The sequence below is a fragment of the Jannaschia seosinensis genome, assembly GCF_001408515.1.
Classification (GTDB): Bacteria; Pseudomonadota; Alphaproteobacteria; order Rhodobacterales; family Rhodobacteraceae; genus Jannaschia; species Jannaschia seosinensis.
This window is the reverse complement of the sequence record NZ_CYPR01000228.1, coordinates 73,373-87,403: the sequence shown is the minus strand read 5'-3', so window position 1 is coordinate 87,403 and position 14,031 is coordinate 73,373. Positions and strand designations below refer to the sequence as shown.

Annotated in this window: 12 protein-coding genes and 1 pseudogene; 5 read left to right on the top strand and 8 right to left on the bottom strand. The window is 68.4% G+C overall.

Annotated features, from left to right (window positions below; genetic code table 11):
- Window positions 1–149: 149 nt before the first annotated feature.
- The 5 genes from JSE7799_RS17320 to hslO form a co-directional block, all read right to left on the bottom strand.
- Window positions 150–2,000: an ABC transporter ATP-binding protein gene (locus JSE7799_RS17320; RefSeq protein WP_055664719.1), complete on the bottom strand. Its 1,851-nt coding sequence runs from the start codon at window positions 1,998–2,000 to the stop codon at window positions 150–152.
- Entirely contained in the window at window positions 1,997–3,856 is a 1,860-nt protein-coding gene (locus JSE7799_RS17315) for an ABC transporter ATP-binding protein (RefSeq protein WP_055664718.1), read from the bottom strand. Before JSE7799_RS17315 ends, JSE7799_RS17320 begins: the two co-directional genes overlap by 4 nt.
- Before the next feature lie 69 nt (window positions 3,857–3,925).
- Window positions 3,926–5,065 carry a CCA tRNA nucleotidyltransferase gene (locus JSE7799_RS17310; RefSeq protein WP_055664717.1) on the bottom strand — a complete coding sequence of 380 codons (1,140 nt, stop codon included), beginning with the start codon at window positions 5,063–5,065 and terminating at the stop codon, window positions 3,926–3,928.
- Window positions 5,049–5,636: an NUDIX hydrolase gene (locus JSE7799_RS17305; RefSeq protein WP_055664716.1), complete on the bottom strand. Its 588-nt coding sequence runs from the start codon at window positions 5,634–5,636 to the stop codon at window positions 5,049–5,051. Before JSE7799_RS17305 ends, JSE7799_RS17310 begins: the two co-directional genes overlap by 17 nt.
- Entirely contained in the window at window positions 5,633–6,631 is a 999-nt protein-coding gene (gene hslO / locus JSE7799_RS17300) for an Hsp33 family molecular chaperone HslO (RefSeq protein ID WP_055664715.1), read from the bottom strand. The genes JSE7799_RS17305 and hslO overlap by 4 nt, the downstream gene beginning before the upstream one ends.
- A 135-nt stretch (window positions 6,632–6,766) precedes the next feature.
- Here hslO and JSE7799_RS17295 point away from each other — a divergent pair, with 135 nt between their 5' ends.
- Window positions 6,767–7,240, top strand: coding sequence for an NUDIX domain-containing protein (locus JSE7799_RS17295; protein ID WP_055664748.1), 474 nt, complete (start codon window positions 6,767–6,769; stop codon window positions 7,238–7,240).
- Here JSE7799_RS17295 and JSE7799_RS17290 read toward each other — a convergent pair.
- Complete coding sequence (locus tag JSE7799_RS17290) at window positions 7,217–8,503, bottom strand: PP2C family protein-serine/threonine phosphatase (protein WP_055664714.1); 1,287 nt, start codon at window positions 8,501–8,503, stop codon at window positions 7,217–7,219. The genes JSE7799_RS17295 and JSE7799_RS17290 overlap by 24 nt on opposite strands.
- A 51-nt stretch (window positions 8,504–8,554) precedes the next feature.
- Between JSE7799_RS17290 and JSE7799_RS17285 the strand changes: the two genes are divergently transcribed.
- Window positions 8,555–8,953 (top strand): Hpt domain-containing protein, encoded by a 399-nt coding sequence (locus JSE7799_RS17285; RefSeq protein WP_055664713.1) that lies wholly within the window; start codon window positions 8,555–8,557, stop codon window positions 8,951–8,953.
- Window positions 8,954–8,984: 31 nt separating this feature from the next.
- Here JSE7799_RS17285 and ilvA read toward each other — a convergent pair whose 3' ends face one another.
- Together ilvA and JSE7799_RS17275 are read right to left on the bottom strand one after the other, a co-directional pair.
- Window positions 8,985–10,217, bottom strand: a complete 1,233-nt coding sequence (gene ilvA, locus JSE7799_RS17280; protein WP_055664712.1) for a threonine ammonia-lyase IlvA — start codon at window positions 10,215–10,217, stop codon at window positions 8,985–8,987.
- Window positions 10,210–10,965 carry a hypothetical protein gene (locus tag JSE7799_RS17275; protein ID WP_055664711.1) on the bottom strand — a complete coding sequence of 252 codons (756 nt, stop codon included), beginning with the start codon at window positions 10,963–10,965 and terminating at the stop codon, window positions 10,210–10,212. The genes ilvA and JSE7799_RS17275 overlap by 8 nt, the downstream gene beginning before the upstream one ends.
- A 124-nt stretch (window positions 10,966–11,089) precedes the next feature.
- Here JSE7799_RS17275 and JSE7799_RS17270 point away from each other — a divergent pair, with 124 nt between their 5' ends.
- The 3 genes and pseudogenes from JSE7799_RS17270 to JSE7799_RS17260 all read left to right on the top strand — a co-directional run bounded on the left by JSE7799_RS17270 (window position 11,090) and on the right by JSE7799_RS17260 (window position 14,021).
- Window positions 11,090–11,533, top strand: a complete 444-nt coding sequence (locus JSE7799_RS17270) for a PRC-barrel domain-containing protein (RefSeq protein ID WP_186201993.1) — start codon at window positions 11,090–11,092, stop codon at window positions 11,531–11,533.
- 69 nt (window positions 11,534–11,602) lie between these two features.
- Window positions 11,603–12,826 (top strand): argininosuccinate synthase, encoded by a 1,224-nt coding sequence (locus JSE7799_RS17265; protein ID WP_055664747.1) that lies wholly within the window; start codon window positions 11,603–11,605, stop codon window positions 12,824–12,826.
- A 172-nt stretch (window positions 12,827–12,998) separates the two neighbouring features.
- A pseudogene (locus JSE7799_RS17260) lies at window positions 12,999–14,021 on the top strand (AbrB family transcriptional regulator).
- The last annotated feature ends 10 nt before the right edge of the window (window positions 14,022–14,031 follow it).

The window sequence follows — 14,031 nt, the reverse complement described above, 5'->3', positions numbered from 1 at the left end:
TGCTTCGGCGCCGCTGACCATGCGCGATGACGCGGGACCTTGGGCGGGTCTTATCGGGACCCCGAAATAATGTCCCGACCATTCAGATCCTTGCGCCAATTACCCATGGGTAATCGCCTTGCAGTCTGCGAAAACGGCACGTCGGGCCCCTACTCCGCCGCCAATTCGTCGGCGCCGATGAACCCGCCCGACTGCCGGTTCCAGTAGCGGGCATAGGTGCCTTCGGCGGCGAGCAACTCGGAATGGGTGCCCTCCTCGACGATCCGCCCGTCCTCGAGCACGACGATCCGGTCCATGCGGGCGATGGTCGACAGGCGGTGCGCGATGGCGATGACGGACTTGCCTTCCATCACGCGCTCCAGCGCGATCTGGATCGACGCCTCGACCTCGGAATCGAGAGCGGCCGTCGCCTCGTCGAGCACGAGGACCGGCGCGTCCTTGAGGATGGCGCGGGCGAGGGCGATGCGCTGCCGCTGGCCGCCCGAAAGCTTTACGCCCCGCTCGCCCAGCATGGCGTCATAGCCGCGATTGCCCTTGTGGTCGCGCAGGCCGGTGATGAAGTCATGCGCCTCCGCGGCACGGGCGGCGGCCTCGACCTGCTCCTCGGTCGCGTCGGGATCGCCGTAGCGGATATTGTCGCGCGCCGAGCGGTTGAACAGGGCCGTCTCCTGCGTGACCATCCCGATCTGACGGCGCAAACTGTCCTGCGTGACATCGCGCAGATCGTGGCCGTCGACGCGGACGGCACCCGCCTCGGGGTCGTAAAGCCGCAGGATGAGCGCCACGAGCGTCGACTTGCCCGCGCCCGAAGCCCCCACGATGCCCAGCTTCTCGCCCGGCCGCACATGCAGGTCCACGCCGCGCAGACCGCCCGCATCGCGCCCATAGGTGAAGCGCACGCCGTCGAGCCGCAGATCCCCCGCGATCTTCGGCAGGGGCCGGGCATCGGGACCGTCGGTCAGGGTCCAGCGCGGGGTGAGCGTGTTCATCCCGTCCTCGACCTCGCCCACGTTGGAATAGAGCGCCATGAGCGTGAAGCTGACCCAGCCGGTCATCTGGCTGAGCCGGAAGGAGATGGCGCCGGCGGCGGCGATGTCGCCCGCGCCCGCCTCGCCCATGCGCCACAACAGCACCGTGCCCCCGATCATCAGGATCGGCAGCAGCCCCGCCACGAACATCAGCGAAAACCGGAAGGCGGTGGACATGCGCCCAAAGGCCAGCGCCTTGCCGCGCAGCCAGCCCATCGCATCGAGGGCGTTGCGATCCTCGTGGGCCGCATGGCCGAAGATCTTGACCGTCTTGATGTTGGTGATCGTGTCGACGACCTGCCCCGTCACCATGGCCCGCGCCGCCGCCCGCGCCTTGGACCGCGTGCGGATGCGCGGCATGAAGAAGCGGAACATCGCGAAATAGCCGACGAGCCAGACCGCCAGCGCCAGCGCCACCCGCCAGTCGATCGCCAGCATCAGGATGGCCGACCCGATCAGCGAGGCGAGCGCGAATGCCACGACGTTGATGAATTCGCTGGTGACGTCCGTGACGGCGCGGGCGGTCTGCATCTGCTTTGCGGCGATCCGGCCGGCGAAATCGTCGTCGAAGAACGTGACGGCCTGTCCCATGGTCCAGCGGTGCAGGCGCGACTGGACCAGCGGATAGACATTGGGCGCGACGGCAATCCCGTTGAACGCCGCCGAGGTGCCGAAGATCAGCGGCCGCACGACGAGGTAGAAGACGAGGAACAGCGCCAGCAACCCGGCATTGCGCGCAAGGTATCCGGTCGTCTCGCCCGAGACGCTGTCGACGACGGCGCCGAGGAAGAAGGCGGTGGCGACCTCGGTCGCGCCCGCGGCCGCCGAGACGCCGAACGCCACGACCAGCGGCGTCCACGCCCCGGACAGGCACCAGACGAAGAACTTGCCCAGCGTGCGCGGCGGCGGCCCCTCGGCATGCGCGAAGGGCGTAATCGCGGTGGCGAAGCGGTCGGCGGCGGCGCGGATCATTCCGCCGCCTCCGCCGCATCCGCGGCCCGCGTGTCGATGAAGCCGCCCGATTGCCGGCGCCAGAAGGAGGCGTAGAGCCCGCCCTGGGCGAGCAGATCGTCATGCGCCCCCTCCTCGATGATACGACCGTCGTCGATGACGAGGATCCGGTCCATCGCGGCGATGGTCGACAGGCGGTGCGCGATGGCGATGACGGTCTTGCCCTCCATCATGCCGTAGAGCGTATCCTGGATCGCGGCCTCGACCTCGGAATCGAGCGCCGACGTCGCCTCGTCGAGCACGAGGACCGGCGCGTCCTTGAGGATCACGCGGGCGAGGGCGATGCGCTGGCGCTGCCCGCCCGAAAGCTTCACGCCCCGCTCGCCGACCCGCGCGGCATAGCCCGCGCGGCCCTCGGCATCCGAGAGGTTCTGGATGAAATCATGCGCCTCGGCCTTCTTCGCGGCCGCGACGATCTCGGCGTCATCCGCCCCGGCGCGGCCGTAGCGGATATTCTCGGCGACCGAGCGGTGCAGGAGGCTCGAATCCTGCTGCACCATCCCGATGGCATGACGCAGGCTCTCCTGCGTGACGTGGGTGATGTCCTGGCCGTCGATCTCGATCGTGCCCTGTTCGGGATCGTAAAACCGCAGGAGCAGCTTGACGAGGGTGGACTTGCCCGCCCCGGAGCGGCCGATCAGGCCGACTTTTTCGCCCGGTTTCACGTTCAGACTGAGGGCGGTGACGCCGCCCTGCGCGCCGCCGTAATGGTGGGTCACGTCCCGGAACGCGATCCCGCCCTCGTGCAGCCTGAGCGGCTCGGCGTCGGGCGCGTCGCGCAGGCGGATGGGCTGGGCGATGGTCTCCATCCCCTCCTCCACAACGCCGAGCGAGCGAAAGAACGACGTCAGCGCCCACATGATCCAGCCGGTCATCGCGTTGAGCCGCAGCACCAGCGCCGTCGCTGCCGCCACCACGCCCACCGAGGCCGAGCCCCCGACCCACAGCGCAAGCGCCCAGCCGACCACGCCCACGATCAAAAGACCGTTCAGCAGCACCAGCGAGACGTCCATGATCGTGAAGATCCGCATCTCCTGCTGGAAGGTCTGGCGTGTCTGTTCGATCGCCTCGCGGGCATAGCCCAGCTCCTGCCCCTCATGGGCGAAGAGCTTGACCGAATGGATGTTGGTATAGGCGTCCACCACGCGGCCCGTCGTCATCGAGCGCGCGTCGCTCGCGGCCTTGGAGGCGGGGCCGACCCTGCGGACCGTCCAGCGCACGAGAAACCCGTAGAGCACCAGCCAGACCAGCAACGGCAGGACGAGGCGCGGATCGGCCCCCGCCAGCAGGAACGCCGCGCCGATGATATAGGCCAGCGCGAAGGTGATGGCGTCGAAGACCTGGAACACCGCCTCGCCGGCGGCGGGCGGGGCCTGCATGATCCGGTTGGCAATCCGGCCCGCGAAGTCATTCTCGAACCAGCCGACCGACTGGCGCAGGACGTGGTTATGCGCGCGCCACCGCATATGCGTGCCGTAATTCGGCAGGATCGCGTTGTTGAGAAGCAGCACGTCGACCGCCTGCAGCGCCGGACGGCCGAAGAGGATGAAGAGCGCGACGAGGACCAGCTCCCACCCGTGGTCGGCGAGGAAGGCGCCCGGCGTCGATGCCGACAGCAGGTCCACGAGGCGGCCCATGTAGAAGATGAGCCAGATCTCCACGACCGCAACAGTCACGGCAGCCGCGGCAGCATAGGCGAAGACCCGTTTGAACGGCCGGGAATAGTCCCTCAGGAACGGCCAGAGCCGGGAGGGGGGCGTGTCGCCCTCCGCCTGATGGGCATATGGGTCGACGAGAGACTCGAAGAAACGAAACATGAAAGGCTTCCGGGGCTGTCCCGGCCATATAGACCCGCCCGCGCGGAAAGCCACGCCGCAGGCCGCGGCTCAGGCTTTCGCGGCGGCGATCAGTTCCGCCAGCGCCACCCGCCCCTCCCGCTCGCGCCAGATCCTGCGGGCGCGGTCGAGCCCCGCGCCGAGGGCGGGCCCTGTCAGGTCGGGCATCAGGTCCGCCGCGTTCAGGGGAAACGCCGCCTCGGCCCCGGCCCGCGCCGCCGCCAAGGCATCGGGCGTCGGTGCCGCTCCGGTCAGGGCCGCACGGACCAGAAGCGCGTCGCGCGCGGCCTCCGCCCCCAGCATGTCGCCCAACGCGAAGGACGCGGTGCCATCCCGCGCCGCGCCGCCGACCTGCTCCAGCTTGCGGGCCTCCGCCTTCGACAGGCGCAGGCCCGACGGATCGCCGCCCAGAGCCGCCAGCCGCGCGATCCAGCCCTCCGCCCCCAGATGGACCAGCGGCGCGATCCCCGCCGCATCCGCCCCCGGCAGGATGCGGGCGAGGATGCCTGTCTGTGCCATCGCCGCCAAGGCGGGCGCGGGGTCGGGCGCGGCGAGCAGGCGGCGCATCTCGTGGCCGATCCGCTCCGCGCTGATCCGGGCGAGGCCGTTCTGCAATTCGGCACAGGCGGCCAGACCCTCGGCGTCGAACCCGTGCGCGGGATCGCCGTACCACGCCGAGAACCGGAAAAAGCGCAGGATGCGCAGGTAATCCTCCGCGATCCGCGCCGCGGGATCGCCGATGAAGCGGACATGCCGGGCGCGCAGGTCGGGCAGCCCGCCGAGCGGGTCGATCACGGTCCCGTCAGCCTCGGCATAAAGCGCGTTCATCGTGAAATCGCGGCGCGCCGCATCCTCGGCCACGTCGTCGGAGAAGGCCACGATCGCATGCCGGCCGTCGGTCGCCTCGTCGCGGCGAAAGGTCGTGACCTCGTGCGGGATACCGCCCGAGACGAGCGTGACCGTGCCGTGGTCGAGGCCGGTCGGCACCGCCTTCAGGCCCGCGTTCCGGGCCAGTTCCATTACCCGCTCGGGGTGGGCATCCGTGGCGATGTCGATATCGCTGACCGGGGCCCCCAGCGCGGCATTGCGCACGCAGCCGCCGACCGCCAGCGCCCGGTGCCCGGCATCGCCGAGCGCCGCGAACACGGCCTGCGTCGCCGCCGCCTCGAGCCAGTCACCCCCGATCTGCATCGATCCGATCCGCCAGCCCCCTGAGTATCCGGGCCGTCGCGCCCCAGATGTAGTAGGGACCATAGGGCACCGTGTAATAGTGCCGCCAGTTCCCTTTCCACTGCCGCCGCTCCACCGCGAAATTGCCGGGGACCAGGACGTGCGCCGCCGGAATGGTGAAGACCTCGGCGACCTCGCCCGGTTCGGGCACGGGATCGAACGGCGCGATCAGCGCGGCGACCGGCGTGACAGTAAACCCGGTGACGGTTTCGTGGCTCGGCAATTGCCCGAGGATCTCGGCGCCCGGCAGGCCCACCTCCTCCTGCGCCTCGCGCAGCGCGGCGGTCTCGGCATCCTCGCCCGGTTCGAGTTTGCCACCGGGAAAGGCGATCTGGCCGGGATGATGTTTCAGCCGGCTCGACCGCTTGGTGAGCATCATGCGCAGGCCCGATCCGGTCTCGAGAAACGGCACCAGAACCGCCGCATCGCGCAGGATGCGGCGGCCCGGCAGGATCACGTCCGGGTTCAGGTCGAAATCCGAGGACGGCGCGCCCGGGCGCGCCAGCGCCGCCCTGAGCGCATCGGCGTTCATGGCGCCTTCGTCGCCTCGAAGCCCAGCGTCGCGGGGTCGAATTCGTAGTGCGCGCCGCAGAACTGGCAATCGGCGGTGACGCGGCCCTCGTCGGTGGTCATCGTGGCGATGTCCTTGGCCGAGTAGATCGACAGGCTCTGGCGCACGCGATCAGCCGAGCAGGTGCAGCCGAAGCGGACCGGCTGCGGATCGAAGACGCGCGGCCCCTCCTCGTGGAACAGGCGCACCAGAAGGTCGGTCGGCGCGACGGACGGGCCAATCAGCTCCAGCTCGTCGGTCGTGTCGAGCAGGATGTTGGCCCGGTTCCAGTTCTCGCCGTCATCGGCGTCGAGGATGTCTTCGGCAGTCAGCAGCCCGCCCTCGCCCGACCCGCCCGTATCGCCGGAGCCGGCGGCGAAGGGGGACGCCTTGGGCATGTGCTGCAACATCACGCCGCCCGCGCGCCATTGCTCGCCCTGGCCCGCCTCGGTCGAGCGGCCATAGGCCAGCGCGAAGCGGGTCGGGATCTGCTCGGACTGGGCGAAGTAGGTTTCGGCGCAGGACGACAGCGACCCGCCGGCCAGCGGCGTGATCCCCTGATAGGGGGCCATGTCGCGGCCCTGATCGATGAGAATCGCGAAATAGCCCTGGCCCACGAGGTCGAACGGCTGCTCCGTCTCCGCCACCCGGTCGGCGTCGTAGCTGGCATAAGCGCGGATGCGGGCGGGGGCGCCATCCTCGCTCGGGCCATAGTAATCGGTCGCGATCAGGCGCGCCGGGCCGTCGCCGCGCACCTGCAGCGACAGCTTCCAGCGCAGCTTGATGGTCTGCCCGATCAGCGCCGTCAGAAGCGCCATCTCGGCCACCAGCGCCTCGATTGCGGGCGGGTAATCATGCTGGGCCAGCACCTCCTCGAGCACGCCGTCAAGGCGCGCGATCCGGCCGCGGATATCGGCGCTGTCGAGCTGGAATGGCAGAACGGTGTCGTCCCAGAGATGGGTCGTGGCGTCGGTCATGGCGGAGGTCCTTCGCTTGCCCGGCCCGGATGGCGCGGGGCTTTCGCGGCATGCGCGAGACTGGCATTACCGGGTCGATATAGGAATGGACAGCCCGCGACCAACCCCCCTGTCCCCATGCTTCGGAGGCCCGACATGATCCGCCGTTTCGGCCATCCGCCCGATCCCGCCGTGCCTTGGCGCCGCCGGCCGGGGGCCTATGCGATCCTGACGCGCGGGCCGCGCCTGCTGCTGACGGTGCAGGAAACCGACGAGGGGCCGGACGTGCAACTGCCCGGGGGCGGGATCGATCCGGGAGAGGCGGCGCTGCCGGCCCTGCTGCGTGAAATCCGGGAGGAAACCGGCCATACGGCGCAGATCATCCGCCATCTGGGCGCGTTCCGCGATTACAGGTGGATGCCGGAATACCGGATGCACGCCGAGAAGGTCTGCCACATCTATCAGGGGCGTGTCGGCCTGCGCGTCGGGCCGCCGTCGGAGCCGCATCACACGGTGATGTGGTGCAGTCCGGACGAAGCGCTCGACCGGCTTGCCAGCGCGGGCGGGCGGCACATCCTGGAGCGTTGGATGCGGGCGCGAGGCCGGTCAGGCGGTCGCAGCCTCCGGTAAACCGTCGTAGCGAAACAGGAGCATCGAGATGTCGTCTGCGAAATCGACGATGCCGGAATGGGTGCGCAGGGCGGCCTCCAACTCCTCGACCGCCGCCTCCGTATCCGGTGGAATCCGCGCGAGCAGGGCCATCAGTCCCTCCTCTTCGAGCATGTCGCCCCAGGTATCCGTGCATTCGGTCAACCCGTCGGAATAGGTCAGCAGCGAATCGCCCGGCTCAAGGTCGAAGGTCACCCGCTCGAACGTGGTGCCGGGCAGCAGCCCGACCGGCGGGCCGCCATGTCCGACCCGCTCGATCGTGCCTTCGCCCCGCCGGATGAGGGGATGGGGATGCCCCGCCTGGCACAGCCGCACCGCGCCGGTCACGATGTCGACATAGGCCAGAACGGCGGTGAAATAGATGTCGGACGTCATCTCCTGGAGCATGAAATCGTTGAGGCGGTGCATGACCTTTTCGGGCGGATGGACGCCGCGGCCATCGGAGCGGAAGGCGATGTTGCCGCGCCAGGCCTTGCCCGAGAAGAGCCCCGCCAGCCGCCCCGTCAGCAGAGCCGACGCGACGCCGTGGCCGGCGACGTCGATGGAGTAGAGCCCCACTTCGGTGTCGGAAATGGGGAAATGGCCGACGAGATCGCCGCCGACCTGCCCCGACGTGACGAGCCGGAGCGACAGCGCATAGCCCGGATTGCTCAGGTGCCGGGCAGGAATGAAGGCGCGCTGCAATCTGCGCGCCTCGGCCAGATCGCGGTCGAGCGCATCATGCAGCGCCTGCAGGTCCTCCAGAGCGGTCTTGACCTCATAATTGCGGTGCTGAAGCGCCTCCTGCATATCGAGAATGCGCTTGGCCGTGGAGATCCGGGCCCGCAACTCACCGATATTGATGGGCCGCGTGACGAAGTCGTCGGCCCCGGCCTGAAGCCCCTGCGCCTTTACGCGCCGGTCCGTCTCGCACGTCATCAGGATGAAATAGGTATAATCGTCGCGAACCAGACCCCGGAACGCCTTGCAGAAGTCGGGCCCGTCCATGATCGGCATCTGCCAGTCGCTGAGGATCAGGCGCACGGTGCAGCCCTCCTCGGTCATGCAATAATGCAGCGCCTCACCCGCACAGGACAGGGTGACCACGTCGAGATCCATCTGCCGCAGGACCACCGCGAGCAGCCGACGCTGCGCCGCGCTGCCACTGACCACAAGCGCCCGGTGCCGGGCCCGCGCTTCGGGCGGCCGCCTCGAGGCGGAAATATCCGGGTGCCTGTGATACATGTCGCCTTCCGTCTGCCGCCGCTTCAGATGGCGCCTGATTCTTAACATCGGATGAAGGCGCGAATTCGCGCCATCGCGCGGCGCGGCGTTAAGGTGCGGTTAGGGTCCGGCCGCGATGGTGCGGACATGATCGATCGCGACAGGATAGCGGAGCTTGAGAGCGAAATCGGGGCCGACGATCTCTGCCTCGTCCTCGCCATGTATTACGAGGAGGCGGCGGCCACGATCGAACGGATTGCCGTCGGCCTTCCGCCAGAGGAATGTGCCCGCGAACTGCATTCCCTGCGCAACGGGGCCCTTGATCTCGGGCTTGAAGGGCTTGTGAAGGCCGCGGGGAGATTCGAGACGGATGCGGGCGAGTCGCATGATGCCGACACGATCGCGCAGCGCCTCCGCGACCTGCTCGACCGCACCCGTGCGGAACTGTCGACCGACGAACTGGCTGCGTAGAGGCGCGCGGATCGCGACGCCGCCCAAAGCGTCAGATCAGCAGATCGGCCAGCGTCGGGTCCGCAGTCAGGTCGCGCCAGGCGAAGCCGCGCCGGTCCATCTCCGCCTCCAGCCGCGCGAAGGACTCCGGCTCGGTCGTCTCGATCCCGATCAGGACGCTGCCGAAATTGCGCGCGGATTTCTTGAGATACTCGAACCGCGCGATGTCGTCCCCGGGTCCGAGGATGTCGAGAAAGTCGCGCAGCGCGCCGGGCCGCTGCGGCATCCGCAGCACGTAGTACTTCTTCAGCCCCGCGAACCGCATCGCGCGTTCCTTCACCTCGGGCAGACGCTCGAAGTCGAAGTTGCCCCCGGTCGTCACGCATACGACGCGGCGGCCGGCGATTTCGGGAGCAAGGTCGCGCAACGCATCGACGGCCAGGGCGCCGGCCGGCTCCAGCACGATGCCTTCGGTGTTCAGGAGCTCCTGAATGGTGATGCAGATGCGGTTCTCAGGCACGCGCAGCAGGTGGTCGGGCGAGACGTCCCGCAGGATTTCGAAGGGCCGCACCCCGATCCGCGCCACCGCCGCGCCATCGACAAACCCGTCGAGCGCATCGAGCGTCACCGGCCCTCCATGGGCGAGCGCGGCGGAAAAGCTCGCGCCGCCGGCGGGCTCCACATACCGCATTTCCGGCATCTGCCCGACCGCACGCAGATAGGCGCGCATGCCCGCCGACAGGCCGCCGCCGCCCACCGGCACCACCAGCATGTCGGGCGGGCCGCCGCATTGCTCCAGCATCTCGACCGCAACGGAGGCCTGCCCCTCGATCACGCGGTCGTCGTCGAACGGCGAGAGGAAATGCGCCCCGGTTTCGGCGCAATGGGCCTGCGCGGCGGCAAGCGTGGCGTCGAAGAAATCGCCCGTCAGGACGATCTCGACATGCTCGCCGCCAAAGAGCCGGGTCTTGTCAATTTTCTGTCCGGGCGTGGTGACCGGCATGAAGATCGTGCCGGCGACGCCCAGATGCCGGCACATCCAGGCCACGCCCTGCGCGTGGTTGCCCGCACTGGCGCAGGCCACGCGCCCACCGGGCAGCTTGCGCATCGCGTTGAAGGCGCCGCGCAGCTTATAGGAGCGCACGGGCGTCAGATCCTCGCGCTTGAGCCAGATATCGGCGCCGAACCGGTCGGAGAGATAGTCGTTGCGCGCGCAGGGCGTGGGCGCGAACAGGTCGCGCATCGCCGCCGTCGCGGCCTCGGCGCCCGCGGCGAAATCAGTCATCGGAGCGGCCTTCGAAGCTTGCATAGAGCGAGGTCAGCACCCCGGCCCCGGTGATGAGGACGATCCAGCCCATGACGATCTCGTAGAGGATCGTGATCAGGCCGCGATATCCCTCGACGACCAGCGGAAGCTGCAGGCCGTAGACCAGCCCGAACGACAAGAGCGCAAGCACCGCGATCGCCGTCGCCCGCCCCTTGGTGGCGGCAAGCGCCTCGTTGAGGGACATCCGCGCATCGACCGCGAAGGCCGGCAGCAGGAGCCCCATCCGGTAGAAGAATACCACGCCCGCGAGAAACCCGCCCGCGACGACGGCCGGCATCATGCTCGGACCCCCGAGCGGGACCAGAAAGACCGAAAGCCCCACCACCACCGCCAGACCGATCAGAAGCGCGACCGCCCCCACCATCAGGGATCGCCCCAGATACCCGAGGATCCGGCCGCCATGAAACGGCGGCGCCCAGCCGGTCGGCCGCTCGCCCAGCAGGACATACCGGTGCCAGCCGACCGAGATCCACAAAAGCGCGAGGACGTTTGCACACAAATCGAGAATGACCAGCCAGGCAAATCCGGCCGGCGGCGACATCTCCATGCCGAAATCCGCCACCCCCACGAGATCGGGATAGGCCAGCCGCAGCCACACCGTCGTGGCCGCCGCCAACCCGTAGGGCAGCACGGACATGCGCAGCGCCACGTCGAGCCGCGCCAGGATCGTCGTGATCGCGTCCTTGAACAGAACCCAGCCCAGCATCGCGGTTTCTCCCTCGGGTGACGATCCGGATAGGGGTAGGTCCGACGGTCGTCAACGTCGCGGGAACGGGCGCATGCGCGGCGCGTTCACCCGGCATCGCATCTGCGAACACGGAGAGACAGACATGATCCCCACCCGAATCCTCGCCGCCGCCCTTCTCGTTGCCGCAGGCCCCGTGGCCGCGGAGACCCACGGCGACAGCCCCGCCATCGACGAGGCGCCGCAATATGGCGACACCTACCGCGCCACCACGTTGATCGGCACCGAGATTCACATCACCCCGAACGAGATGCCGACGGAGGAGCCGATTTCGCCGGACATGGTCGACGGATGGGAGGAGGTCGGCGAGATCGGCGACCTGCTGATCGGCGTCGACGGCACGCTCGAGGCGGCCGTGGTCGATGTCGGAGGCTTCCTCGGCATGGGCGAAAAGGAGGTGTCCATCGAATGGAGCGGCCTGCGCCCGGTGCGGCAGCCCGGCGACATGGATGACTGGTTCCTCGGCCTGTCGATGACGCGCGCCGAACTGGAAGCCGCCCCCGAAATGGAGCGCGAGCGGGCGGACTGATTCTGGCGGCCGCTTGCGGGGCGTGGAGCGATGGCCTACGCCCTTTGCGGGAAACTCGGAGAAAACCGCATGGATGCGCCCAAGAAAGTCGTGCTCGCCTATTCGGGCGGGTTGGACACGTCGATCATTCTCAAATGGCTGCAGACGGAATACGGCTGCGAGGTGGTGACCTTCACCGCCGATCTGGGTCAGGGAGAGGAACTGGAGCCTGCGCGCCGCAAGGCCGAGATGATGGGCGCCGCCTCGATCCATATCGAGGATCTGCGCGAGGAATTCGTCCGTGATTTCGTCTTCCCCATGTTCCGGGCCAATGCGCTTTACGAAGGGCTGTATCTTCTCGGCACCTCCATCGCGCGGCCGCTGATCTCCAAGCGCCTCGTCGAGATCGCCGCCGAGGAAGGCGCCGATGCCGTGGCCCATGGCGCGACCGGCAAGGGCAATGACCAGGTCCGGTTTGAACTGGCCGCCTATGCGCTCAACCCCGACATCCGGGTCATCGCGCCCTGGCGGGAATGGGATCTGACGTCGCGCACGCGGCTCATCGATTTCGCCGAGAAGAACCAGATCCCGATCGCCAAGGACAAGCGCGGCGAGGCTCCGTTCAGCGTCGATGCGAACCTTCTGCACACCTCTTCGGAGGGCAAGGTTCTCGAGGATCCGGCCGAAGAGGCGCCCGATTACGTGCTTCAGCGGACCGTGCGCCCCGAAGATGCGCCCGACACGCCCGAGATGGTCGAGATCACCTTCGAAAAAGGCGACGCGGTGGCGATCGATGGCGAAGCCATGTCGCCCGCCGCCATCCTGACGCGGCTCAACGAATTGGGCGGAAAACACGGTGTCGGGATCCTCGACCTTGTGGAGAACCGCTTCGTCGGCATGAAGTCGCGGGGCATCTACGAGACACCCGGCGGCACCATCCTGCTGGAGGCGCATCGCGGGATCGAGCAGATCACCTTGGATGCCGGCGCGGGCCACCTGAAGGATTCGATCATGCCCCGCTATGCGGAGCTGATCTATAACGGGTTCTGGTTCTCGCCCGAGCGCGAGATGCTGCAGGCCCTGATCGACAAGTCGCAGGAGCACGTCTCCGGCACGGTGCGCGTCAAGCTCTACAAGGGGTCGGCGCGGACGGTTGCGCGGTGGTCGGACCATTCGCTCTATTCCGAAGCGCATGTGACCTTCGAGGAGGATGCCGGTGCCTACGATCAGCGCGACGCGAAGGGGTTCATCCACCTCAACGCGCTTCGCCTGAAGCTGGTGGCGAACCGGAACCGGCGGGTGAAACAAGGCTGAGCGAAATGCGTATTGGGCCGGATCCCCTCCGGAGGAGCCGGCCCGGCTTCCCTTGCGGCGTTGCCTGCCGGACCCATTGCCAAGGGCCGACCCGGCCTGATCGCAAGGTTGCGGCGAAGCGCCGGCAAGTTCGGGGCCCGTCCGTATCCGGCGCCGCTCGCGGCCGGGGCGCGTGACCGCGCTGCTCAACCTCCTGCGCACCCTCCTCATCGGCGCGGTTGGAGTGGTGCCGTTCCGGGCTCTTGGTCTGCCGCTTCCCTTCCTTCTCGGACCGCTCTTCGCCTGCCTCGTCTGCGCGCTCGCCGGTCTGCGCCTGTCGGCCTATGCCCCGCTGACCGATGCGATGCGCGGCATCCTCGGCGTTGCGGTCGGGGCCTCGATCACGCCGGCCGTGCTGGGCCAGATACCGGCGATGGCCCTGTCGCTCACGCTCGCGCCGATCTTTTTGCTGGTCGCGGGGGCGGCGGGTTACCCGTATATGCGCCGGATCTGCGGCTTTGACCCGGCCACCGCGTTTTATGCTGCGATGCCGGGCGGATAGCAGGACATGCTCCTGTTCGGTGAGGAGGCGGGGGGCGAGCCCCGTGCGCTGTCGCTTCTGCACGCCACGCGCGTCCTGCTGATCGTCGCCATCGTCCCGACGGTCCTGACGCTGACGCAGGGGGTGAACCTCACCGGTGCACCGGGCGCGCCCGTGACCGCCCTGCCGCCGGGAGAGCTGGCCGCGATGGTCGCCGCAGGCCTTGTCGGCTGGCGCGCGGCCAAGGCGGTGGGCCGGTTCGGCGCCTCGATCCTGGGTCCGATGATCGCCGCCGCCGCGCTCAGCCTCGGCGGCGTGATCGCCCACCGTCCCCCGGCCGAGGCCATTCAGGCGGCGAAATTCTTTATCGGCATCGTGGTCGGCGTGAAATATTCCGGCATCACGCTCGCCGAAGTCCGGCGCTTCCTTCTGGCGGGGCTGGGGCACGGGGCTATCCTCGCCGTCCTCGCGGTGATCTTCGCCGAGGTCGTGCTTCTGGCCGGTCTCGCGCCGCCGCTCGACGCATTCCTCGCGTTTTCGCCCGGCGGTCAGGCCGAAATGGCGGTGATCGTAATCATGGCGGAAGCGGATGTGGCCTACATCGTCGTCCACCACGTCGCGCGGATCGTCCTCGTCATCACCTGCGCGCCTTTGGTGTTTCGGTGGCTGCGCTGACGTTGTTGTG